The following is a 24,284-nucleotide window of genomic DNA, read 5'->3' as shown; positions in this document are numbered from 1 at the left end:
GCCCCATGTACGAATCCCCCAGTTGGTTGCATGAGTTGTGGGTGGCGCGGGAAGTGCTGTGGCAAGGCTTTCTGACCAGCGTGCAGGTGTCGGTGCTGGCGATTTTGCTCGGCACGCTGGTTGGCGTCGTCGCCGGGCTGGTGCTGACCTACGGCAAATTCTGGATGCGCGCACCGTTTCGTTTTTATGTCGATGTGATTCGCGGCACGCCCGTGTTCGTGCTGGTGCTGGCGTGCTTTTACATGGCGCCGGCGCTGGGCTGGCAGATCAGTGCGTTCCAGGCCGGTGCGCTGGGGCTGACGCTGTTCTGCGGCTCCCATGTTGCCGAGATCGTGCGCGGGGCCTTGCAGGCCTTGCCGCTTGGGCAGATGGAGGCGAGCAAGGCCATCGGCCTGACGTTCTACCAGGCCCTCGGCTACGTGCTGTTGCCCCAGGCGCTGCGGCAGATTCTGCCGACCTGGGTCAATTCGTCGACCGAGATCGTCAAGGCCTCGACCCTGTTGTCGGTGATCGGCGTCGCCGAGTTGCTGCTCAGCACCCAGCAGATCATCGCCCGGACCTTCATGACCCTGGAGTTTTACCTGTTCGCCGGATTCCTGTTCTTCGTCATCAACTACGGCATCGAGTTACTCGGCCGGCACATTGAAAAGCGGGTGGCTTTGCCATGACTCAGACTCAAACCCATGCACAAAACGGCCAACCGCTGCTGGATATTCGCGGCCTGCACAAGCGTTACGACCAGCTCGAAGTGCTCAAGGGCGTCGATCTGACGATGCAGCGCGGCAATGTGGTGACGTTGATCGGTTCCAGCGGCTCGGGCAAGACCACGCTGCTGCGCTGCGTGAACATGCTCGAAGAGTTCCAGGGCGGGCAGATCCTGCTCGACGGCGAATCCATTGGTTATGACGAGGTCAACGGCAAACGCATTCGCCACCCGGAAAAAGTCATTGCCCGTCATCGTGCCATGACCGGCATGGCGTTCCAGCAGTTCAACCTGTTTCCGCACCTGACTGCGTTGCAGAACGTCACCCTGGGTCTGCTCAAGGTCAAGAAACTGCACAAGGACGAGGCCGTGGTCCTGGCCGAGAAATGGCTGGAGCGCGTCGGCCTGCTGGAACGTCGCGATCACTTTCCCGGTCAGTTGTCTGGCGGTCAGCAGCAGCGCGTGGCGATTGCCCGCGCTATCGCCATGAACCCGAGCCTGATGCTGTTCGACGAAGTGACCTCGGCCCTGGACCCGGAACTGGTCGGCGAAGTGCTGAGCGTGATCAAGGGCCTGGCCGAAGACGGCATGACCATGCTGCTGGTGACCCACGAAATGCGCTTCGCCTTCGAGGTTTCAGACAAGATCGTTTTCATGAATCAGGGGCGTATCGAAGAGCAGGGGCCGGCCAAGGACCTGTTCGAGCGCCCGCAATCGCCACGACTGGCGGAATTTCTCAAAAGCACTCGCTTTTAATGTCATTTTCAAAGCAGGAGAACCCCCCATGAGCATTACTCGTTACGGCACCGGCAGCACCGCCGGCGGCGGTCAGCCCCGTCCTTTTGCCCGTGCTGTCGAAGCCGATGGCTGGCTGCACGTGTCCGGCCAGGTGCCGGCGCTGGATGGCGAGATCATTGTCGGAGGCATCGTCGAGCAGACTCATCAGACCATGAAGAACCTGATCGCCATCCTTGAGGAAGCCGGTTATGGCCTCGAAGACGTGGTACGCACCGGCGTGTGGCTGGAAGACCCGCGGGATTTCTGGAGCTTCAACAAGGTGTTCTCCGAATACTTCAAACCGGAACATGCCCCGGCGCGGGCCTGCGTGCAGGCGAACATGATGGTCGACTGCAAGGTGGAGATCGACTGCATTGCGTACAAGAAAAAGGCTTGATCGGCGGTTGCTCTTGTAGGCGCTGCCGAAGGCTGCGATCTTCTGGCGTTTTTTATGGGGCTGCCAAGGCAAGATCAAAAGATCGCAGCCTGCGGCAGCTCCTACGGGCGACTTTGAATGGAAACCACTGAAATGACCGAAGACACCATCAAGCGCCGGGCACGCGGTCTGGACCGGGCGTTCGATATCCTCGACTTCCTCAAGGAGATCGGCCAGCCCCTGCGCCCGAACGACATTGCCAACGGCATCGGCAGCCCCAAATCCACGGTCTACGAACTGGTGGCTTCGCTGCTGGAACGGCGGATCCTGGAACCGGTGGGCAAGGACGGTCATGTCTACCTCGGTCGTCAATTGTACTTTCTCGGCCAGGCCCACTTGCGCCATTTCGACCTGACCCGTGAAGCCGATCACGCCCTGCAGGAAATCGTCAGCCAGACCCATGAAACGGCGCAGATGTGTCTGCTCAACGGACGCAAATACACCGTTGCGCTGATGAAGGAGGGGGAGCGGCACTTCCGCATTTCCTCGGATATCGGCGAGAACGCGCCCATCCCCTGGACGGCGTCCGGGCGCCTGTTGCTGGCGCACCTGAGTGACGAGGAAATCGTCGACCTGATCGACCACGACGACTTCATCCTGCCCGACGGCGAACGTTTGCCGCTGGAACAGTTTCTCAAGGAAATCCGTCAGGCCGGGATCGATGGATTTTTTTCTTTCGATAGCGTCGCCGACACCTTTACCCATTGCTTCGCCGCACCCGTCAAAGACCCTGGCGGCGTGGCCATCGCGACCCTGTGCATCGTCGCTCCACGGGCCGATGCCAAGAAAAACTACAATGACTACCGCCGGGTGCTGATCGACAGCGCCAACAGCCTGGCCCGTCGCATCAACGAATAACAGCGGCTGCCAGCGGCCGCGTGAACGAGGAGTTCGACCATGCCTTCTTCCCCCCATACTGCCAACGTGGACAAAGGCGCTGCCCCGATCGGTGCCAGCCTGGTGCGTGACGTCAGCCTGCCCGCGCTGGTGCTGCACCGCGAGGCACTGGAACACAACATTCGCTGGATGCAGGACTTCGTCAGCAACAGCGGCGCGGAACTGGCGCCCCATGGCAAAACCAGCATGACCCCGGCGCTGTTCCGACGCCAACTGGACGCCGGTGCCTGGGGCATCACCCTGGCCAGCGCGACGCAAACCCGTGCCGCCTACGCCCATGGCGTGCGTCGTGTGCTGATGGCCAACCAGTTGGTCGGCGCGCCGAACATGGCGTTGATCGCCGACCTGCTGGCCGACCCGACGTTCGATTTCTATTGCATGGTCGATCATCCGGACAACGTCGCCGACCTCGGCGCCTATTTCGCCTCCCGTGGCGTGCGCCTGAACGTGATGATCGAGTACGGCGTAGTCGGAGGTCGTTGCGGTTGCCGCAGCGAGCAGCAAGTGCTCGATTTGGCCAAGGCCATCGCCGCGCAACCGGCCCTGGCCCTGACCGGGATTGAAGGCTACGAGGGCGTGATCCATGGTGATCACGCCGTGACCGGTATCCGCGATTTCGCCGCGTCATTGGTGCGCCTGGCGGTGCAGTTGCAGGACAGCGGCGCCTTCGCCATTGCCAAGCCGATCATCACCGCGTCGGGCTCGGCCTGGTATGACCTGATTGCCGAATCCTTCGAAGCGCAGAACGCCGGTGGACGTTTCCTCAGCGTGCTGCGTCCCGGCAGTTACGTGGCTCACGACCATGGCATCTACAAGGAAGCGCAGTGCTGCGTGCTCGACCGTCGCAGCGATCTGCACGAAGGCCTGCGCCCGGCGCTGGAAGTGTGGGCGCACGTGCAGTCGTTGCCGGAGCCGGGGTTTGCGGTGATTGCCCTGGGCAAGCGCGACGTGGCCTACGACGCGGGCTTGCCGGTGCCGTTGTTGCGGTACAAAGCGGGGGTGGTGCCGGCCAAAGGCGATGATGTGAGTGCGTGCAAGGTGACCGCGGTGATGGACCAGCATGCGTTCATGACCGTTGCGCCAGGGGTTGATCTGCGGGTGGGCGACATCATTTCGTTCGGCACTTCGCACCCGTGCCTGACGTTCGACAAGTGGCGTGTCGGGTGTCTGGTGGATGAGCAACTGAACGTCATCGAGACCATGGAAACCTGTTTCTAAGACTTGAGACCGAGGTGCTGCCTTCGCCGGCAAGCCGGCTCCTACATTGGAATGCGTTCCCCTGTAGGAGCCGGCTTGCCTGCGAAGAGGCCCGACCAGACAACACCGAAACACCAGAGACCCCCACAACAATGAACACCATCAACACCCTCGGCCCCAACACTCCACGCATCGCCCTGATCGGCGAATGCATGATCGAGTTGCAGCATCGCGCCGACGGCAGCCTGCAACAGAGCTTCGGTGGCGACACCTTGAACACGGCGGTGTACCTGTCCCGGGAACTGGGCGAGGGCGGCACCGTGGATTACGTCACCGCCTTGGGCGATGACAGTTTCAGCGACGCGATGTGCCAGAGTTGGGCGGCGGAAAATATCGGGCTCGGTATGGTTCAGCGCCTGCCGGGACGTCTGCCGGGTTTGTATTGCATCCAGACCGACGCGGTCGGCGAGCGGCGCTTTCTGTACTGGCGCAATGAAGCGGCGGTACGCGATTGCTTCACCACCCCGGCCGCCGCGCCGATCCTTGCGGCGCTGCCGGATTACGACGTGCTGTACTTCAGCGGCATCACCCTGGCGGTACTCGGCATGCAAGGCCGGGAAAAGTTGCTGAACACCCTGATCGAAGCCCGCCAGCGCGATGCGCGAATCGTGTTCGACAACAACTACCGGCCACGGCTGTGGGCGTCGGTCGAGGAGGCTCGGGCGGCGTATCGCCGTGTGCTGCCGTATATCGACCTGGCGTTGCTGACGGTGGATGACGAACAGGCGTTGTTTGGCTATGCCGACTGCGAAGCGGTGTTTGCCGCTTACGATCAGATCGGTACGCCGGAAGTGGTACTCAAGCGCGGCGCCCAAGCTTGCCTGATTCGTTGTGATGGCGAGTCATTCGAGGTGCCAGCACAGAAAGTCGAGCGGGTGGTGGACACTACGGCGGCGGGGGATTCGTTCAGTGCGGCGTATCTGGCTTCGCGGCTCACGGGCGGCAGTCCGGTGGACGCCGCCGAGGCCGGGCATCGGTTGGCGAGCCGGGTGATTCAGGTGCCGGGGGCGCTGATCCCCAGGGATTGAAATGCATTATCTGTGGCGAGGGAGCTTGCTCCCGCTGGGCCGCGAAGCGGCCCCAATACCTTCCGGGTATGATCTGCCTGACACACCGCATGCACAGAATTTGCGACTGCTGCGCAGTCGAGCGGGAGCAAGCTCCCTCGCCACAAGGCCCTGAGACCAAACCCTCAATCCCGGTAAAACACCTGTACCAGGTGATAGCCGAACTTGCTCTTGATCGGCCCATGCACCACCCGTAGCGGTTTCTTGAAGATTACCGCATCGATCACGCCGACCATCTGCCCCGGGCGTACTTCACCGAGGTCACCGCCGCGCTTGCCCGAGGGGCAGGTCGAGTACTTCTTGGCCAGGACATCGAACGCTTCACCCTTGGCGATGCGTTGTTTGAGCTGCTCGGCTTCTTCCGAGGTTTTCACCAGAATATGGCGGGCTTGAGCTTTCATGGGCGGTACCTTGCAACGGTGGTGGCTATGTGGGCGGCTATATGGGTGGCAGCGGGGGCGCGCGATTATGCCTCAAGTCAGTGCGGTTGACCGATCATCGTGCGAATCTTATTGGCCAGCAGGTCGATGGAAAACGGTTTGGCCACCATGTCCATGCCTTCTTCGAGGAAACCCTGGCGCTCGGCGGCGATTTCCGCATAACCGGTCATGAACAGTACTTTCAGTTCGGGGCGGTGCTGGCGGGCGATTTCTGCCAGTTGCCGGCCGTTCATGCCCGGCAACCCGACGTCGGTCACCAGCAGGTCCACCCGCAGGTCTGATTCCAGAACCGGCAGGGCACCCTTGGCATCTTCGGCTTCATGGGCGCGGTAACCGAGCTCCTTGAGCAGGTCCAGTACCAGCATGCGCACCGCCGCATCGTCCTCGACCAGCATCACGGTTTCGCCGGCAATTGCCGCCGGTGCCTCACCGATGGGGGGCGACAGGGCTTTTTCCGGCTCGACCGAATGTAGGCGCGGCAGGTACAAACGCACGCTGGTGCCCCGTTCGGGCAGGCTGAACAGACTGACGTGGCCCCCCGATTGTTGGGCGAAACCGTAAATCATCGACAAGCCCAAGCCGGTACCCTGGCCAATGGGCTTGGTGGTGAAGAACGGGTCGAATGCCTTGGCCAGCACCAAGGGCGTCATGCCGGCGCCGTTGTCGCTGACGGTAATCATCACGTAATCGCCGGCCTTGACCGGTTCCAGGGTCGTGATGTCGCTGCCGTCGAGGTACACATTGGCGGTTTCGATCTGCAGCACGCCGCCATCGGGCATGGCGTCCCGGGCGTTGATCACCAGGTTGAGCAAGGCGTTTTCCAACTGACTGACATCCGTGCTGATCCGCCAGATGTCTTCGGCCAGTTGCAGTTTGAGTGCGATGTGGTCGCCCTTGGTGCGACGGAACAGGTCTTCGAGCGAGTGAATCAACTCGTTGGGGTTCAGCGGCTTGCGGTTGAGCGACTGCCGCCGGGAGAACGCCAGCAAGCGATGGGTGAGGGCGGCGGCACGGTTGGCCGAGGACACTGCCGCCTCGGTGAATCGGCCGATCTCGCTGATACGACCGTCGGCGATGTAGCGCTGCATCAGGTCGAGGCTGCCGATGATTCCGGTGAGCATGTTGTTGAAGTCATGGGCGATGCCGCCGGTAAGCTGGCCGACCGCATCCATTTTCTGGGCATGGCGCAAGGTGTCTTCGGCACGCTCGCGTTCGAACATCTCATTCTGCAGGCGCTCGTTGGTCTCGGCCAGTTGGCGGGTGCGGGCGGCAACCCGTTCCTCAAGGGTTTCGTTCAGGTTGCGCAGGGCTTCTTCGGTCTTTTTGCTTTCGGTTTCATCGATCACGAAGATGTAGAAACCGTTTACCGCGCCGTCTGCGCCGTGGCGTGGCAGGTAATTCATCAAGGCCTGGCGGATGCTGCCGTCGCGGTGTGGCGTGCTGATGCTGAAACTGCAGGGCCGGCCGGACAGTGCCTCAGTGATGTACGGGACGCATAGCGCATAGGCTTCTTCGCCGAGCACTTCAAGAATGGTAAGCCCGTAAAGCTCTTGCGGCGTCAGGCCGTACCAGTCGAGGTACGCCGCATTGTTCAGGCGAAAGCGTTCTTCGTGGTCGACGTAGCTGATCAGGACCGGCATGGCGTTGATGATCAGTTGCAGCTCGGTCTGGCTCTGACGCAGGGCCTGTTCGGTGTGTTTGCGTTCGGTCAGGTCCAGGGCGGCGCCGAGGAAGCGCATCGGCCGGCCGTGGTGATCCTTGTAGCAGCGACCGCGGGCAAACACCCAGCGCATCTGGCCGTCGGTTTGCAGCAGGCGATACTCCTCGGCGTACTCAGTGCCGTGGGTGATGCAATGCTTGATGCTGCGGGCGATCAGGGCGCGGTCTTGCGGGTGTACGCCGTGCAGGTACTCGCTGATCGGCAACTGGCTGGCCATGGCCGGATCGATGCCGTGCAGTTGGGCAAAATTCGCATCGGCGATGAAACGGTCCTCGCTGATGTCCCAGTCCCAGGTGCCGACCGCATCGCTGGCAGCGAGGGCCAGTTGCAGGCGCTCCTCGGTTTCACGCTGGGCCTTGAGGCTGGCCGCCGAGCGCTGTTCGAGTTCGAGGGCGATGCGCCGGCGTTCGTTGGTTTCGATGGCGGTGACCAGGATCCCGGCCACCTCGGCACTTTCGTCACGGATCGGGCTGTAGGTCAGGTCGAGCCAGAAGTCAGTCTCCCGGCCCTCACGTTGCAGGGTGAAGCGCTGCTCGCTGTAGGTTCGCACCTGACCTTGCAGGACGGCGCTGTATATCGGGTCGGTAAAGTCTTTCAACTCTGGCCAGATCAGGTGTGTCGGTTGGCCGAAAGCGTGTGGATGTTTGCTTCCGCTGAGCAGGGCGAAGCCGTCGTTGTAGATCTGCGTCAGTTGCGGGCCCCATAGCAGCAACATCGGCATCGGTGAGTGAATCACGATGTCCACGGCGGTTCGCAGGCTTTGTGGCCAGGTGCTGGCCGCGCCCAGCGGGCTGCTTGCCCAGTCGATTCGGGCGATCAAGGCCTGGGCATCGCTGGCGGTTGGTGTTGCGTTCATCCGGGAGTCCTGCGCCAATTCGCTATAGCAGGCGTCTATTCTTGCACAGGTGGCAGACACAGGTTGATTCGAAGGCGACACAGGGCACTGTAGGAGCGAGCTTGCTCGCGATGGTCGTAAACGATAACGCTGGTTGGCAGGTGCTCCGCGGCGCTCTCAGGTTTATCGTCGGATCGCCGCCCGGAGCAAGCTCGCTCCTACAGGTGACCCTATTTCAATCCTGGAGTTCGGGCCTGTTTCGGTACTGTTCCAGCGCTTCGGGATTGGCCAGGGCATCGGTGTTTTTCACTTTCTGCCCGTGCACCACATTGCGCACCGCCAACTCAACGACTTTGCCACTGATGGTCCGGGGAATGTCGGTGACCGCGACAATCTTCGCCGGCACATGGCGTGGCGTGGTGTTGTCGCGAATCGTCTGGCGGATCTGCTGTTGCAGCGCCTCGTCCAGTTCGACCCCGTCGCGCAACTGTACGAATAGCACCACCCGCACGTCATCCTGCCACTGCTGACCGATGGCCACGCTGTCGAGCACCTGCGGGACTTTCTCCACCTGACGATAGATTTCCGCCGTGCCGATGCGCACGCCCCCGGGGTTGAGCACGGCATCGGAGCGACCGTGGATCATCATTGCGCCATGGGGCAGTTGTTCGGCGTAATCACCTTGGGCCCAGACGCCGGGGAACAGGCTGAAATAGGATTTGCGCAGTTTTTCGCCATCGGGGTCGTGCCACAGACCCACGGGCATTGCCGGGAAATGGCGGGTACAGACCAGCTCGCCTTTTTCGCCGATCACCGGTTGGCCGGCGTCGTTCCACACTTCGACGGCCATGCCCAGGCTCTTGCCCATGATTTCGCCGCGCCTGACCGGCGACACAGGGTTGCCGTTGACGAAGCAGGAGACGATGTCGGTGCCACCGGACATCGAGGCCAGACACACGTCAGCCTTGAAGTCGCGATAGACGAAGTCGTAACTGTGCGGCGACAGCGCCGAGCCGGTGCATAGCAGCATCTTGAGGCTGCCCAGGTCATGGCTTTCCCGGGGCTTGATACCGCTGCTTTCCAGGGTCGCGAGGTATTTGGGGCTGGTGCCAAAGACACTGATGCCCTCGTCGTCGATCAGGTCGATCAAGCGTTGCGGGTCGGGGTGGAACGGCGAGCCGTCATACAGCACCACCGCACTGCTGACTGCCAATGCCGACACCAGCCAGTTCCACATCATCCAGCCGCAGGTGGTGTAGTAGAACAGGCGCTCGCCGGGGCCGAGATCGCAGTGCAGGCCATGTTCCTTGACGTGTTGCAGGAGTACGCCGCCGGTGCTGTGGATGATGCATTTGGGCACGCCGGTGGTGCCGCTGGAGTAGAGGATGTACAGCGGATGGGCGAAGGGCACGGGGACGAAATCCGGCTCGCCGCCAGGTTCATAGAAATCGTTCCACAGCGTCACGTTGGCCGGGGTGTGGAAGTGTTCGATCCGCGTGTGCGGCCGCGCATAGGGCACGATGATCAACTGCTGCAACGACGGCAGGCGCTCGAGGATTTCGTTGACCTTGGCGGTCTGGTCGATTTCCTTGCCGGCGTAGCGATAGCCGGCGCAGGTCACCAGCACTTTCGGTTCGATCTGGCCGAAACGGTCAACCACCCCTTGGGTGCCGAAGTCCGGGGAAGAGCAGGACCAGATTGCGCCAAGGCTGGTGGTGGCGAGCATGGCCACCAGTGTCTGCCAGGTGTTGGGCATGCAGGCGGCGACCCGGTCGCCAACCCTGACACCGGCCGCTATCAGCCCGTTTTGAAAGCCGGCGACATGTTCCGCGAGCTCGGCCCAGGTCAAATGTTCACGCAGACCGTTTTCGCCAACGGCTATCACGGCGATCGCATCATCGCGACGCTGCAGCAGGTGTTCGGCAAAGTTCAGCGTTGCGCCGGGGAACCACTGGGCGCTCGGCATCTGCGGGCCTTCGAGCAGCACCGCGTCGGGTTGCTCGTGGAAGCGGATGTCGAAGAATTCGACGATGGCCTGCCAGAAGTCCGGGCGTTGCTCGACGGACCATTGGTGCAGGGCAGGGTAGTCGTCAATTTTTAGGTGATGCCGCTGATTGATGAAACGCCGGAAGGCCTCCATGCGGGTCTTGCCAATGCGTTTGGCGTCAGGTTGCCAGAGGATGTCGGACATGGTTTGCCTCTTCTTTTTTATGCCTTCACACAGGCTGATGTGGAGCAGGCTCTAGTGGCGAGGGAGCTTGTGTGGCGAGGGGGCTTGTCGGATCGCCGCACCGCCCCGTTGGGTGGCGAAGCCGCCCCAAAAACTTCCCCCCGATTTCAATTCATATACCGCGAGTATTGAATTTACGACTGCTTCGCAGCCGAACGGGGGCAAGCCCCCTCGCCACAGGGGTTTAGCGGCTGATCACTGCGCCAACCAACCACCATCAACATTCCACGCCGCGCCACGCACCTGGCTGCCGGCTTCGCTACACAAAAATAGCACCAGCTCACCCAGTTGCGGCGGTGTCACGAACTCCAGCGATGGCTGCTTTTCAGCGAGCAAATCATGCTGCGCCTGCTGCGGGTCAACCCCCCTGGCGGCACGATCATCAATCTGCTTCTGCACCAGCGGCGTCAATACCCAGCCTGGGCAAATCGCGTTGCAGGTGATCTGGGTGGTCGCGGTTTCCAGCGCGACCACTTTGGTCAAGCCGATCACTCCGTGCTTGGCGGCGACATAGGCTGACTTGCCCACCGAGCCGACCAGGCCATGCACCGAAGCAATGTTGATCACCCGGCCCCAGCCCTTGGCGCGCATGCCTGGCAGGCTCAAACGGGTGCTGTGGAACACCGACGACAGGTTGATGGCGATGATCGAATCCCAGCGCTCTACCGGAAACTCATCCACCGCTGCCACGTGTTGAATGCCAGCGTTGTTGACCAGGATGTCGACGCCGCCGAATTCGCGCTCGGCGTAGGCGATCATGTCGGCAATTTGTGCCGGATCGCTGACATCGGCCGGGTGATGGCCGACCTTGCCGCCGAACTGTTCGACCTCGGCAATCACCTTGGATGCATCGCCAAAGCCGTTGAGGATCAGATTGGCCCCGGCCTTGGCCAGGCTGAGGGCTATCCCCAGGCCGATGCCGCTGGTGGAACCGGTGACCAGTGCGGTCTTGCCCGAAAGAGTCGTCATGAATACCTCACACAATGCCAGTGGCGTAGAAGGTGCCGATCACTACGAAAACCGCCAGGGTCTTGATCAGCGTAATACAGAAAATGTCTTTGTAAGCTTCGCGGTGGGTCAGCCCGGTGACCGCCAACAGGGTAATGACGGCGCCGTTGTGCGGCAGGGTGTCCATGCCACCGCTGGCCATGGCGGCGACCCGGTGCAGCACTTCCAGCGGAATGTTCGCCGCATGGGCGGCGCTGATGAACTGCTCGGACATCGCCGCCAGCGCGATGCTCATGCCGCCCGAGGCGGAACCGGTGATGCCGGCCAGCAGGGTCACGGTAATCGCTTCGTTGACCAGTGGGTTGGGGATGCTCTTGAGCCAGTCGGCCAGCACCAGAAAACCCGGCAAGGACGCGATCACCGCGCCGAAACCGTATTCCGAGGCGGTGTTCATCGCCGCCAGCAAGGCACCGCTGACCGCACTTTTACTGCCTTCGGCGAGCTTGCGGCTGATCGCCTTGTAGCCGAACGCCAGCACCATGAGGATGCCGACCAGCAAGGCTGCCTGTACCGCCCAGATCGCCGTGAGCTTGGCGATGTCCGTGGTCACCGGCGCGGCCATGCCCGGCAGCGCGAGGCTGTGGGTCTTGCCATACACCTGCGGAATCCAGTGGGTGAACAGCAGGTTCATGATGCCCACCGCCAGCAGTGGCGAGAGTGCCAGCCACGGGTTGGGCAGCTTGAGGTCGGCGGCGGTTTCCGGCTCGTTGCGCAGGTCAGAACCATAGCCTTCACCGGCACGCTGGGCCTTGTTGCGCTGACGCTGGAGAAACAGCATGCCGGCACAGAACACGAAGATTGTGCCGATCAACCCCAGCCACGGCGCCGCCCACGCGGTGGTGTTGAAGAACGTGCTGGGGATGATGTTCTGGATCTGCGGGGTGCCGGGCAGGGCGTCCATGGTGAACGAGAACGCACCGAGGGCAATGGTCGCCGGAATCAGGCGCTTGGGGATGTTGCTCTGGCGGAACATTTCGGCGGCAAACGGATAGACCGCGAACACCACCACAAACAGCGACACGCCGCCGTAGGTCAGCAAGGCGCAGACCAGCACGATCACCAGCATCGCCTGGCGGGTGCCGAGCAGGCGAATCGCCGCCGCGACGATGGAGCGCGAGAAACCGGACAGTTCGATCAGCTTGCCGAACACCGCGCCGAGCAGGAAAACCGGGAAATACAGTTTGATGAAACCGACCATTTTTTCCATGAACACCCCGGTGAAAGCAGGGGCGACAGCGGAAGGATCGGTGAGCAGAACAGCGCCGAGGGCGGCAATCGGGGCAAAAAGGATAACGCTGTAGCCACGGTAGGCAGCCAGCATCAGCAGCGCGAGGGCTGCCAAGGCAATGATCACACTCATGGTGTGTCTCCTGGGTTGTTATTTTTGTTGGGTGAAGCCTGGTAGGAGAGGCGTATAGCTAGTTTTGTGCCAGATGGTTAAGTTGTTGAAATATAAGGGTATAAATTAATTTTAAGATGGGTTTGTGGCGTGTTTGTCTATTTGTTGAGACTTTTTTGTGCCTGAAAAGATCGCAGCCTTCGGCAGCTCCTATAGGGAAGCGCGAAAAACCCTGTAGGAGCTGCCGAAGGCTGCGATCTTTTGATCTTGAAAATGTTTTCTACAAATAGAGATTTATGTCTCGTTAAGAAGACTAAACAATCCCCAACGCCACCATCTTCTTGTACAGCGTCGACCGGCCAAGCCCCAGCCGCTCTGCCGCTTCCACCACCTTGCCCCCGCATTGCGCGAGGGTGGTTTCAATCAATTGCCGGTCAAATCGCTCGCGCGCCGCACTGAACGTTTCATGGGCAAGCGGCTCGATGGTCAAAGGCGCCACGCGCTCCACCTGGGTGAACGTACCAATCGCCGCGCGGATGTCCGCCGCCGTCAGGCGCAAGTCATCACTGAGCAGCGCGGCCCGCTCCAGCACATTGCGCAGTTCCCGGATGTTCCCCGGCCAGGCGTGTTGCCCCAACAGTTCCAGGGCCTCGTGGTGCAATTCATGCTGGCTGCGCAGTTCCTCAAGAATGGCTTCACTGAGCGCCGGCACGTCATCCAGACGGTCGCGCAAGGGCGGAACCTGAATCGGCAACACGTTGAGCCGGTAGTACAAATCGGCGCGGAATTCGCCGCGTTTGATCGCCGCTTCCAGGTCCGTAGAGGTCGCGGCGATCACCCGCACATCGCTCTGGATCACTTCGTTGGAGCCCACCGGCTCGAATTCCTTTTCCTGCAACACTCGCAACAGTTTGCTTTGCAGGGGCAGCGGCATGTCGCCGATTTCATCGAGGAACAGCGTGCCGCCCTGGGCAATCTGCAATTTGCCGGCGCGGCCCTTGCGGTCGGCACCGGTGAACGCGCCGGGGGCGGTGCCGAAGAATTCGGCCTCCAGCAGCGATTCGGGAATCGCCGCGCTGTTGACGCTGACAAACGCCTTGTGTGCACGGGGCGAGGCATTGTGGATCGCCTGAGCCAGCAACTCCTTGCCGGTACCGGTTTCACCAAGCAGCAGCACCGGCGATTCGGTACTCGCACTGCGCCGGGCGCGGCGTTTGACTTCCAGGCTGGCGGCGCTGGTGCCGATGAAATGGGCGAAGTTGTATTTGGTCTGCCGTGCCCGCAGCAGCGAGCGGGTGGAAGCCAGTTCTTCCTGCATGCTCATGTAGCGCTTGAGCATCGGCGACAGGCTGCGCAATTCGTCGAACAGGGCGAAACCGATGGCACCGATCACCATGCCGGCGTCATCGTGAATCGGCAGGCGCATGACCACCAGCGGCTCTTTGGGGGTGTCTTGCATATCCAGCAAAATCGGCCGGCCGCTGCGCACCACTTCACGTAACAGGCTGCCGGGGATCACGCTTTCACAGGGCTTGCCAATCGCAACTTCCGCCGATTGCAGGCCGAAGCGCCGGGCATAGCGCTCATTCATCCAGACGATGTTGGCATCGCGGTCGACAATCACCGTGCCCTCGCTCGACTGCTCGATGATCTCGAACAACGAGCGGATCGCCAGCAGGCGAACGCGCTGGTAGTCCTTGAGGCTTTCGGTGGTGTTCATGGGCTTGATCCTGATTGTGTATTGCCTGTGCCGGCCTCTTCGTCGGAGCGCCGCCCGGGGCAAGCCCGCTCCTACAGTTGATCTGCGTCGTTCACAAATCTCCTGTGGGAGCGAGCCTGCTCGCGATGGCTGCACCGCGGTCTAACTGAATGCAACCGATTATGCCTGCCCAAGCAACGCAGCCGCCAACAGCTCCTTGGTGTACGGATGCTGCGGCGAATCAAACACCTCATGGCTGGCGCCGCGTTCCACCACTTTGCCATCCTTGATCACGATCATGTCGTGGGCCAGGGCGCGCACCACCGCCAGGTCATGGCTGATGAACAGATAGGTCAAACCGTGTTTTTCCTGAAGCTGGCGGAGCAGGGCGACCACTTGTTTCTGTACCGTGCGGTCGAGCGCCGAGGTCGGTTCGTCGAGCAGGATCAGCGCCGGCTTGAGCACCAGCGCCCGGGCGATTGCGATGCGCTGGCGCTGCCCCCCGGAGAACTCGTGGGGATAGCGATGGCGACTTTGCGGGTCGAGGCCGACTTCGTTCAGTGCCCGGATCACTTCGGCATTGCATTCTTCAGGGCTCAACTGGCTGTGCACTTCCAGGCCTTCGCTGATGATTTGTGCCACGGACATCCTTGGGCTGAGGCTGCCGTAAGGGTCCTGGAACACCACCTGCATCTTCTTGCGCCACGGTCGTAGCTGTTTTTGCGTCAGGTCGTCCAGCGCCTGGCCCTGAAAGCGGATGCTGCCTTCGGAGTCGAGCAAACGCAGAATCGCCTGCCCGAGCGTGGACTTGCCGGAACCGGACTCACCGACGATGCCCAGGGTTTTGCCGCGCTGAATATTCAGGCTGATACCATCCACGGCGCGCAGCCAGGTTTTGCGTTGAAACAGGCCACCACCGACGGGAAACCGCACCTGTAGATTGTCCACCTCCAGTACGTTTTCGCGCTCGTCCCGGGGCAAGGCTTCGCCCTCGGGTTCGGCGTGCAGCAATACGCAGCTGTAAGGGTGCTTGGGTTCGGTGAACAGGATTTCGCAAGGCGCCTGCTCGACGATTTCCCCGGCCTTCATCACGCACACGCGCTGGGCGATACTGCGCACCAGGTTAAGGTCATGGCTGATCAGCAGCAGCGACATGCCCAGCCGTTGTTGCAGGGATTTGAGCAGCAGCAGGATCTTGCGCTGCACCGTCACATCCAGCGCAGTGGTCGGTTCGTCGGCGATCAGCAGTTCCGGTTCGCAGGCCAGGGCCATGGCGATCATCACCCGCTGGCGCTGCCCGCCGGACAATTGATGGGGATAGGCCTTGAGGCGTTCCTCGGGTTTCTGGATGCCCACCAGGTGCAGCAATTCGAGAATCCGCTCTTGCGCCGCCTTGCCCGCCAAGCCTTTGTGCACCAGCAGCGTTTCGCCGATCTGCTTTTCAATGCTGTGCAGCGGGTTGAGGGAGGTCATCGGCTCCTGGAAGATCATCGCGATGCGATTGCCGCGCAGTTGTCGCAACTTGCCGACATCGGCGCCTACCAGTTCCTGGCCGCGATAGCGGATGCTGCCCGTCGTCTCGGACTCGGTTTGCGGCAGCAGTTGCAGGATCGAGTGGGCCGTCACCGACTTGCCCGAGCCCGATTCGCCCACCAGCGCCAGGCATTCGCCAGGGCGGATGTCCAGGCACAGATTGCGCACCACGGCCTGGCCGCTGAAGGCCACGCTGAGGTCACGGATTTCGATCAGGTTGGTCATGTCAACATCCGAATCAAGAGCGGGGATCAAGATCGAGGATCAAGATCGCGGATCAAAAGCGTCGCGCAGCGCTTCGCCAATGAACACCAGTAAAGAAAGAATCAGCGCCAAAGTGAAGAACGCCGTCAGGCCCAGCCACGGTGCTTGCAGGTTTTGCTTGCCCTGGCCGATCAGCTCGCCCAGGGAAGCGCTGCCTGCAGGCATGCCGAAGCCGAGGAAGTCCAGCGCCGTCAGGGTGGAAATCGCCCCGGTGAGAATGAACGGCAAGTAGCTCAAGGTCGCGTTCATGGCGTTGGGCAGAATGTGCCGTACGATAACTTTGCGGTCGGTCAGGCCCAGCGCGCGCGCGGCCTTGACGTATTCCAGGTTGCGCCCGCGCAGGAACTCGGCACGCACCACGTCCACCAGGGCCAGCCATGAAAACAGTGCCATGATGCCCAGCAGCCACCAGAAATTCGGCTCGACGAAACCCGACAGGATGATCAGCAGGTACAGCACCGGCAACCCGGACCACACCTCCAGCAGGCGCTGGCCGAGCAAATCCACCCAGCCGCCGTAATAACCCTGCAGTGCCCCGGCCGCGATGCCGATCAGGGCACTGACAAAGGTCAGCATCAAGGCAAACAGGATCGACACCCGGGCACCGAAGATCACCCGGGCCAGAACGTCCCGTGCCTGGTCGTCGGTGCCCAGCCAATTGACGCTGGAGGGCGGACTGGGGGCGGGTAGGTTCAGGTCATAGTTGGGTGTGTCGTCACTGAACGGAACCGGTGGAAACAGCAACCAGCCACCGTCCTTCTCGATCAGCTTCTGCACGTAGTCGCTGCGGTAGTCGGCCTGGAATGGCAGCTGCCCGCCGAATTCCTGTTCGGTGTGGCGCTTGAAGACCGGAAAGTACCACTGGCCTTGATAGCTGACCATCAGCGGTTTGTCGTTGGCGATCAGTTCGCCGCCCAGGGTCATCAAGAACAGGCCGACAAACAGCCAGAGTGACCACCAACCCCGCCGGTTTTTCTTGAAACGCTGGAAGCGGCGACGCGCCAACGGTGAAAGCTTGAACATCAGGCGTTCCTCGCGGCAAAGTCGATACGCGGGTCGACCAGGGTGTAGCAGAGGTCGCCGACCAGTTTTATCAGAAGTCCGAACAGGGTGAAGATGAACAGCGAGCCGAACACCACCGGATAGTCCCGGGATACCGCCGCTTCGTAACTCATGCGGCCCAGGCCGTCGAGGGAGAAGATCACCTCGATCAGCAGGGAACCGGCAAAAAATACACTGATGAACGCTTGGGGAATGCCTGACACCACCAACAGCATGGCATTGCGGAACACGTGTCCATACAGTACCCGCCGTTCACTCAAACCCTTGGCCCTGGCGGTGACCACGTACTGGCGGGTGATTTCATTGAGGAATGAGTTCTTGGTGAGGATGGTCAGCGTGGCGAAGCCGCCGATCACCAGCGCGGTCACCGGCAACACCAGATGCCAGAAGTAGTCAGCCACTTTGCCCAGGGTCGATAGCGAGTCGAAGTTGTCCGAGACCAGTCCGCGAACCGGGAACCAGTTCAGTGAAGTGCCACCGGCAAAGACCACGATCAGGAACATCGCAAACAGGAACGCCGGCATGGCATAGCCGATGATTATTGCGGTACTGCTCCAGATGTCGAACTGGCTGCCATGGTGCACGGCCTTGCGGATACCCAGGGGAATCGACACCAGGTAGGTGATCAGAGTCGCCCAGAGCCCGAGGGAAATGGTCACGGGCATTTTTTCGAGGATCAGGTCGGTGACGGTAGCGCCGCGGAAGAAGCTCTTGCCGAAGTCCAGGCGTGCGTAGCTGGTGAGCATCAGCCAGAGGCGTTCGTGTGCCGGTTTATCGAAGCCGTACTGTTTTTCAATGTCCTTGATCAGCTGCGGATCGAGCCCGCGACTGGCCCGGGACTTGCCGTTCATGGCTTCGCCGGAACCGCCGCCAACTGCTGCGCCGCCAATGCCTTGCAGGTGTGCGATGGCCTGTTCGACCGGCCCGCCCGGCGCGGCCTGGACGATGACAAAGTTGACCAGAAGAATGATCACCAGCGTCGGAATGATCAGCAGCAGGCGCCGCAATATGTAAGCCCACATCAGTGCGGCCCTCCGGGTTTGCCACGGCTGATACGCTCGGCCGTCATCTGTTGGTTGGTCAATGGCGTGGTGCTCATCTCCCACCAGCTCTCTATGGCTTCGTCATTGCTCGCCTGCACGTTCGGGATGCCAAAGCGGTTCCACCAGACCGTCGAGGTGCCCGGCGGGTAATAATTGGGAATCCAGTAGTAATTCCATTGCAGCACCCGATCCAGGGCATGAGCGTAATGCAGCATGTCGGCCTTGGTATTGGCACGGATCAGCCCGGTGATCAGGGTGTCCACTGCCGGGTTCTTCAACACCATGTAGTTGTTTGATCCTGGGTCGGTGGCTGCCGCCGAACCGAAATAATTGAGCAGTTCGTTTCCCGGAGATGTGGTGACCGGGTAGCCGGTGACAATCATGTCGTAGTCGCGGCTCATCAGACGATTGACGTACTGGGACGAGTCGATGCGGCGGATGTTCAGGTCGATGCCGATCTGTTTCAACGTGCGTTTATAGGGCAGCAGCAGACGGTCCATGCCGTTCTGACTGATCAGGAACGTGAAGCTCAACGGCTCGCCGTCGGCATTGACCAGTTGATCGCCATCGGGTTTCCAGCCGGCCTGTTCGAGCAAGTCCAGGGCTTGCAGTTGCTTGTCGCGGATCACGCCGCTGCCATCGGTCTTCGGCGCTTCGAACACCTTGGTGAAGACTTCGTCGGGAATCCGCCCGCGCAGCGGTTCGAGAATCGCCAGCTCACCCGCATCCGGCAATTTCCGGGCCGCAAGATCGGTATTGGAGAAAAAGCTCTGCTGGCGGATGTACATGTCGCGCATCATCTGCCGGTTGCTCCACTCGAAGTCCCACAGCATCGCCAGCGCCTGGCGCACGCGACGGTCCTGGAACATGGGCTTTTGCAGATTGAACACAAAACCCTGGGCCGGCTGCGGCGCCTCGGTGGCGAGGTGGGCCTTTTGCAGGCGACCATCGCTCAGGGCCGGGCTCTCGTAGCCGATGGAGTAAGCGGTGGCGGAAAATTCCCGGTTGTAGTCATAGGCGCCACCGCGCAACACCTGGCGCGCTACGTCGGTATCGCCGAAGTATTCGATGCTGAAGTGATCGAAGTTGTACAGGCCACGACTGACCGGCAGGTCCTTGCCCCACCAATCGGGATTGCGCTCGAAGGTGATGCTGCGTCCGGAGTCGATCTTGCCGACTTTATAGGGGCCGCTGCCCAGCGGCGCTTCATAGCCGCCGCCATTGGCGAAATCGCGGCTCTTCCACCAGTGTTCGGGAAACACCGGCAAGGTCGCGATATCCAGGGGCAGGGTACGATTTTCGTTGTTCTTGAAATCAAAGCGGACAGTCAGCGGCGATTCCACTTCGACGCCTTTGACGTCGGCGAACTGAGTGCGGTAACGCAGGCTGCCCTGAGTCATCAGCAGGTCGAAGGTGTAACGCACGTCTTCGGCGGTAATCGGTTTGCCATCGGCAAAGCGCGCCTTGGGGTTGAGGTAAAAGCGCAGGGACAGTCCGTCTTCGGCGCGCTCCATCTTTTCTGCCACCAGGCCGTACACGGTGTACGGTTCGTCCAGCGAGCGCTGCGCCAGTGGTGAATAGAGCAGGCCATCGATCTGCGTGACGCCGATGCCTTTGTCGATGTAAGGCAAGACATGGTCGAATTGACCGATTTCGATCGCGGAGCGACGCAGGGTACCGCCTTTGGGGGCTTGCGGGTTGGTGTAGGCGAAGTGACTGAAGCCGGCAGGGTATTTCGCCGGCTCGCCATAAACGGTCAACGCATGCTGCGGTTCAGCACTCACACCCGCGGCACCTATCAGCAGGGCCACGGCAGTGAATAATAAGGTAGGGAAAGCCAGTCGCATTGTCAGCCTTGGAGCCGGGTGGTCGTTAACGCCAATTTGTACGCTAGCGGCGCGTCCCTCGCCAGCCGAATTACGCACCTGAAACACAACGGCCCACCAAAAGGCGGGCCGTTGTGAGCGTAGCTCAAGCGTCGATCAGTCCTGACGGCTGGTCACTTCCAGCAGGTGGTAACCGAACTGGGTCTTGACCGGGCCCTGGACCACGTTGATGGGTGCGCTGAAAACCACGGTGTCGAACTCCTTGACCATCTGGCCCGGGCCGAACGAACCCAGGTCACCGCCCTGACGGCTGGAAGGGCAGGTTGAGTTTGCCTTGGCAACTTCGGCGAAATCGGCGCCAGCCTCGATTTGGGCCTTGAGTTCGTCGCACTTGGCTTGCGAGGCAACAAGGATGTGACGGGCAGTGGCTTTAGCCATGGGAAAATACTCCTTTCAATACTCGATAAAGTGCTGAGCCTACCGGATTCAGTGAGCTATTTCTCCTCAAAGTTCCGTTCCACGCGGGATCCACGGCAGGTGGCAGCTCAAAGGCCGGCGTCTCTCAAGCGTTCGGCATGCTGGACATACAGTTCGATCGGGTCGACACCTGTGCGCAACTGGCCGGTCGGTTGACCAATGGTGTCCAGATGATCCAGCGCATAGTCGGAGCGGATAACCGTACCCAGATGGGAACTGAAGCGGCCGACCAACCCGTCGTTCTGCTCGCTTTCCGTGACGAAATAACCGGAAAGGGCCCGGCAGAACGCGTTGAGCGGATCGAACGCATTGAGCCCTGCCTCGAGAACACTCGACTGCAACACACCGCTCCACGAGTAGTAATGCACACCGTTGACCCGTTCGCGCCCCTTGCCACCCCAGAGGGTGGGCAGCCCTTGCGGGTATTTGTCGTTGAATGCGCCTACGCCTTCGGTGGTCAGCGCATTGAGGGCCGCAATGGCGTTCTGCGGTCGGTACTGGTTGTCGCTTAAAGTCGCGAGGAAGTCGGCGAACAGGGTCACCACCGTCTCGGCCACCTGTTCCGGCAGGCTGCCTGGTATCAATGCCTTGCGCAGGAAATCGGCCAGTTCCGAGCCATGGTTCGGCCCGCTGACGGAGGTCACCGACGCCACACTGTGTGGCGTAATCGCTGCGGCATAACGTGCGGTCAGTGCGCCTTGGCTATGGCCTATGAGGTTGACTTTGCGTGCACCGGTTCCTTCCAGTACCCGCTCGATCTGCGAGAGCAATTGGTCACCGCGTACCTCGTTGTCATGGGTGGCCGACAAGTAGGGGACGAACACCCTTGCTCCGGCGTTCCTCAATGCCTGCCTGATGTCGTGAAAGAGTTCGAATTTGCCGATTCTTTCGAAGCCGAAAAGGCCGTGGACCAGCAGTATTGGATAACAAGTGCTTGCATTCCTTTGCATGTTCATACCTTTGCACAGAAGTTCGTTGGGACGGCATGGCGTTTCACTCTAAAACACTCGAGGTTGGCGCGATGTATGAAATGTCCGCCGAAACTTGCGGAAAGCGGAATAGAACAAGTGCGAATGCTCAAGAGCGGCTGAGGCCTTAGTCGGAATAAATTGATGACTTTTCACGGCAATCAGGTTGCTGCTGATCAAAGACCTACTTCGTATGTATCGATTTTCCGAGCGAGCCGGGGTGAGAGGCCGACATCACGGCTGTTTGCCGTGAGGTTAAATAGTCGGCATCCAAAGCCGGCCACCTGTTCGGTGTTTATTCCAAGGACTGGAGCGAATGAATGACTGTTTATGAACCCGATACCTTGAATCTCGCGCAGCAACCATTACCACCTCCAATACTTGAACAGGCGGAAAACGGCGTTCTGAACCCCTCTGACAGAAAAGCCGTCATCAGGGTCCAGCCTTATCCGGGCATGACCTGCGGCGACAAATTGCTATTGAGTTGGGCGGGTCTGGATGCTGATGGCGTCGCCTGCAACCATCAGGTCGCGCGCTTTGTCACTGAGGACCGGGTCGGCGAGGATATGATTTTTGCCGTGGTTAGCGCACATATTGCGACGCTTGACGGTGGTTCACTCGAAATCAGTTACTCACTCACGAGCACCCGTTTTGCCGAGCCCGTGCACTCCCATCGTTTGCAACTGAGTGTGGGTGATGTGCAATCCGACCTGTTGCCTGCGACAGTGAACGACGCAGTGGGTAGAACGCTTGATCCGGATCGGGTGAAAGAAGGGGCGATCGTTACGATCAAACCCTATGCACGCATGGCAGCGGGCGACTGGGTTTTGCTGACCTGGGCTGGCGTCTCGGTCGAAGGAAGTTTTAGTGATGCACTCAAGGTCGAGTCCTTTGCTGTGGGGGAGGAACTGTCGTTTTGGGTCAGTCCAGAATGCATTGCGCCGAATCTGGGCTCCTCCGTTTCCATCGATTATTGCGTCAAGCAAGCAGGTCAGGGGCCTCGTTACTCTGAAGTCACGGCACTGATGGTTGACATCCTGGAACAGCGACCGCTGCCAGGGCCCATTGTGCTGGAGGCCGACGAAGGTTGGGTGGATCTGCATGATGCACAGGATGGCGTGACCGTCGTCATCGAAAACGCCAGGGCTGATAGAGGTGAACTGATTTACCTGAGATGCGACGGGGAGAAATTCAATCACTGTAACGAGCGCGAAATAACCAGAGACACTGCGGGCGAGCCATTGGTGTTCATCGTTCCCTACCGGTTCTGGAGGGAGCATCGAGATTCCGCGATCCGGGTTTCCTATTCAGTCGAGCGCCTTGACGGCACCCGCCAGCAATCCGGAGTGACACTGGTTCAAGTGCAGTCCCTGATGGGGCATTGATTGCCGTTTGCCCTCCAGTCTTCGCATGAAGGCTGGAGGGAGTATGGATGATGCCAATTATCGGGCGTTGTTTGACACTCGCAGCCGATCTGCCGCTTCAAGCAACAGTTGTTCTGTCCCGGCCCAGCCGAGACAGCCATCAGTCACCGACACACCGTATTGCAATGACGAACTCAACGGCTGGCAGCCCTCGAACAAATGGCTCTCGATCATCATGCCGATCAGCGAACGATCACCTTGCAGGCGTTGTTCAAGTACATCCTTGAACACGGCTGGCTGGTTCAACGGGTTTTTGCCGCTGTTGGCGTGACTGCAATCGACCATGATCCGAGCCGGAATCCTGAGTCTGGTCAGGTCGCTGTTCACCTGGGCAACGCTGGCGCTGTCGTAGTTCGGCCCGCGATGGCCGCCGCGCAATACCAGGTGAGTGTCGGCATTGCCCGGTGTTTGAATGATCGCCGGATGTCCCTGGCTATCGACACCGAAATGGCGATGGGGGTGGGCGGCGGAACGCATGGCGTCGCTGGCGACACCGACACCACCGTCAGTCCCGTTCTTGAAACCGACTGGCATGCCCAGGCCGCTGGCCATTTCCCGATGGATCTGCGACTCCGTCGTGCGTGCGCCAATTGCCACCCAACTCAGCAGGTCATCGAAGTAACCGGCAGCCATCGGTTGCAGCAGTTCGGTGGCCACGGGCAAGCCCAGGCGGAGCATTTCGCGCATCAACTCGCGGGACAGAATCAGGCCGCCGGCCATGTCGTCGCTGCCATCCAGGTGCGGGTCGTAGGCCAGGCCTTTCCAGCCAACCGTGGTGCGGGGTTTTTCGACGTAGGCGCGCATCACCAGCAGCATTTCGTCGCTGACTTCGGCGGCGAGGCGGGCAAGATTGCCGGCGTATTCGAGGGCTGATTTCGGGTCGTGTATCGAGCAGGGGCCGACGATGACCAGCAAACGGGAGTCTTCACCGTTGAGGATCGCGCGAACCGCCTGGCGGTGGGCGGTGACTTGCCGGGACAGGGCGTTGCTGAGGGGCAATTGCTGTTTGAGTTGCAATGAGCTGGGCAGACGCAGGGTCAGCGCTTCATTGGCAGGGCTCAAGGTGGACAGCGGCAGTGCAGAGACGGACGAGTTCATATTCAAGGCTTCCTGGGCTGGCGGCGGGTTCGTGCCCGCGCGCTCGGCCCTACTGGGGTGTTCGACAATTGGCCAGATTGGCTGCGTGCGTGTGCTTGCCACCTGTGGGCGACCGATCGGAGGCGGCAGGCTGTCCCGAGCGGAGGGTGGTAAATCGCCAGGCAGTAAAACTGTCGTAACG

General features: G+C 60.7%; 20 protein-coding genes. 7 read left to right on the top strand and 13 right to left on the bottom strand.

Annotation, left to right across the window (positions count from 1 at the left end; translation table 11 throughout):
• The first annotated feature begins 5 nt into the window (after nt 1–5).
• The 6 genes from KW849_RS19025 to KW849_RS19000 all read left to right on the top strand — a co-directional run bounded on the left by KW849_RS19025 (nt 6) and on the right by KW849_RS19000 (nt 5,098).
• Entirely contained in the window at nt 6–668 is a 663-nt protein-coding gene (locus KW849_RS19025; protein ID WP_218430801.1) for an amino acid ABC transporter permease, read from the top strand.
• On the top strand, nt 665–1,459 hold the full coding sequence (locus KW849_RS19020; protein ID WP_218430800.1) for an amino acid ABC transporter ATP-binding protein: 795 nt from the start codon (nt 665–667) through the stop codon (nt 1,457–1,459). The genes KW849_RS19025 and KW849_RS19020 overlap by 4 nt, the downstream gene beginning before the upstream one ends.
• A gap of 28 nt (nt 1,460–1,487) precedes the next feature.
• Nucleotides 1,488–1,877, top strand: coding sequence for a RidA family protein (locus KW849_RS19015; protein WP_057714589.1), 390 nt, complete (start codon nt 1,488–1,490; stop codon nt 1,875–1,877).
• Nucleotides 1,878–2,009: 132 nt separating this feature from the next.
• On the top strand, nt 2,010–2,774 hold the full coding sequence (locus KW849_RS19010) for an IclR family transcriptional regulator (RefSeq protein ID WP_218430867.1): 765 nt from the start codon (nt 2,010–2,012) through the stop codon (nt 2,772–2,774).
• A gap of 39 nt (nt 2,775–2,813) precedes the next feature.
• Nucleotides 2,814–4,031 (top strand): amino acid deaminase, encoded by a 1,218-nt coding sequence (locus KW849_RS19005; RefSeq protein WP_218430799.1) that lies wholly within the window; start codon nt 2,814–2,816, stop codon nt 4,029–4,031.
• A 131-nt stretch (nt 4,032–4,162) separates the two neighbouring features.
• Nucleotides 4,163–5,098: a sugar kinase gene (locus KW849_RS19000; protein WP_218430798.1), complete on the top strand. Its 936-nt coding sequence runs from the start codon at nt 4,163–4,165 to the stop codon at nt 5,096–5,098.
• 164 nt (nt 5,099–5,262) lie between these two features.
• On the opposite strand, the gene KW849_RS18995 is transcribed toward KW849_RS19000, so the two are convergent.
• The 12 genes from KW849_RS18995 to KW849_RS18940 all read right to left on the bottom strand — a co-directional run bounded on the left by KW849_RS18995 (nt 5,263) and on the right by KW849_RS18940 (nt 21,563).
• Complete coding sequence (locus KW849_RS18995) at nt 5,263–5,538, bottom strand: peptidylprolyl isomerase (protein ID WP_007898282.1); 276 nt, start codon at nt 5,536–5,538, stop codon at nt 5,263–5,265.
• 77 nt (nt 5,539–5,615) lie between these two features.
• Nucleotides 5,616–8,153, bottom strand: a complete 2,538-nt coding sequence (locus KW849_RS18990; RefSeq protein WP_218430797.1) for a PAS domain S-box protein — start codon at nt 8,151–8,153, stop codon at nt 5,616–5,618.
• Between the two features lie 214 nt (nt 8,154–8,367).
• On the bottom strand, nt 8,368–10,323 hold the full coding sequence (locus KW849_RS18985; RefSeq protein ID WP_218430796.1) for an acetoacetate--CoA ligase: 1,956 nt from the start codon (nt 10,321–10,323) through the stop codon (nt 8,368–8,370).
• Between the two features lie 234 nt (nt 10,324–10,557).
• Nucleotides 10,558–11,331 carry a 3-hydroxybutyrate dehydrogenase gene (locus KW849_RS18980; RefSeq protein WP_218430795.1) on the bottom strand — a complete coding sequence of 258 codons (774 nt, stop codon included), beginning with the start codon at nt 11,329–11,331 and terminating at the stop codon, nt 10,558–10,560.
• A 7-nt stretch (nt 11,332–11,338) separates the two neighbouring features.
• Nucleotides 11,339–12,730, bottom strand: coding sequence for a GntP family permease (locus KW849_RS18975; protein WP_218430794.1), 1,392 nt, complete (start codon nt 12,728–12,730; stop codon nt 11,339–11,341).
• A 292-nt stretch (nt 12,731–13,022) separates the two neighbouring features.
• Nucleotides 13,023–14,429, bottom strand: a complete 1,407-nt coding sequence (locus tag KW849_RS18970) for a sigma-54-dependent Fis family transcriptional regulator (RefSeq protein ID WP_218430793.1) — start codon at nt 14,427–14,429, stop codon at nt 13,023–13,025.
• Between the two features lie 159 nt (nt 14,430–14,588).
• Nucleotides 14,589–16,166: an ABC transporter ATP-binding protein gene (locus KW849_RS18965; protein WP_218430792.1), complete on the bottom strand. Its 1,578-nt coding sequence runs from the start codon at nt 16,164–16,166 to the stop codon at nt 14,589–14,591.
• 39 nt (nt 16,167–16,205) lie between these two features.
• Nucleotides 16,206–17,228: an ABC transporter permease gene (locus KW849_RS18960; protein ID WP_218430791.1), complete on the bottom strand. Its 1,023-nt coding sequence runs from the start codon at nt 17,226–17,228 to the stop codon at nt 16,206–16,208.
• Nucleotides 17,228–18,289 (bottom strand): microcin C ABC transporter permease YejB, encoded by a 1,062-nt coding sequence (locus KW849_RS18955; protein ID WP_218430790.1) that lies wholly within the window; start codon nt 18,287–18,289, stop codon nt 17,228–17,230. The genes KW849_RS18960 and KW849_RS18955 overlap by 1 nt, the downstream gene beginning before the upstream one ends.
• The gene (locus KW849_RS18950; RefSeq protein WP_218430789.1) at nt 18,289–20,157 is read right to left on the bottom strand and encodes an extracellular solute-binding protein; all 1,869 of its coding nucleotides are present in this window, start codon (nt 20,155–20,157) and stop codon (nt 18,289–18,291) included. The genes KW849_RS18955 and KW849_RS18950 overlap by 1 nt, the downstream gene beginning before the upstream one ends.
• Before the next feature lie 135 nt (nt 20,158–20,292).
• On the bottom strand, nt 20,293–20,574 hold the full coding sequence (locus KW849_RS18945; protein WP_218430788.1) for a peptidylprolyl isomerase: 282 nt from the start codon (nt 20,572–20,574) through the stop codon (nt 20,293–20,295).
• A gap of 107 nt (nt 20,575–20,681) precedes the next feature.
• Nucleotides 20,682–21,563 (bottom strand): triacylglycerol lipase, encoded by an 882-nt coding sequence (locus KW849_RS18940; protein ID WP_218430787.1) that lies wholly within the window; start codon nt 21,561–21,563, stop codon nt 20,682–20,684.
• Between the two features lie 338 nt (nt 21,564–21,901).
• Here KW849_RS18940 and KW849_RS18935 point away from each other — a divergent pair, with 338 nt between their 5' ends.
• Complete coding sequence (locus KW849_RS18935) at nt 21,902–22,966, top strand: hypothetical protein (protein ID WP_218430786.1); 1,065 nt, start codon at nt 21,902–21,904, stop codon at nt 22,964–22,966.
• Between the two features lie 57 nt (nt 22,967–23,023).
• On the opposite strand, the gene KW849_RS18930 is transcribed toward KW849_RS18935, so the two are convergent.
• On the bottom strand, nt 23,024–24,103 hold the full coding sequence (locus KW849_RS18930; RefSeq protein WP_218430785.1) for a 3-deoxy-7-phosphoheptulonate synthase: 1,080 nt from the start codon (nt 24,101–24,103) through the stop codon (nt 23,024–23,026).
• Nucleotides 24,104–24,284 lie beyond the last annotated feature (181 nt).

The sequence above is a fragment of the Pseudomonas sp. PDM26 genome (genome assembly GCF_019219185.1).
Classification (GTDB): Bacteria; Pseudomonadota; Gammaproteobacteria; order Pseudomonadales; family Pseudomonadaceae; genus Aquipseudomonas.
The sequence above is the reverse complement of the archived record's forward strand: the minus strand, read 5'-3'. Positions and strand labels throughout refer to the sequence as shown.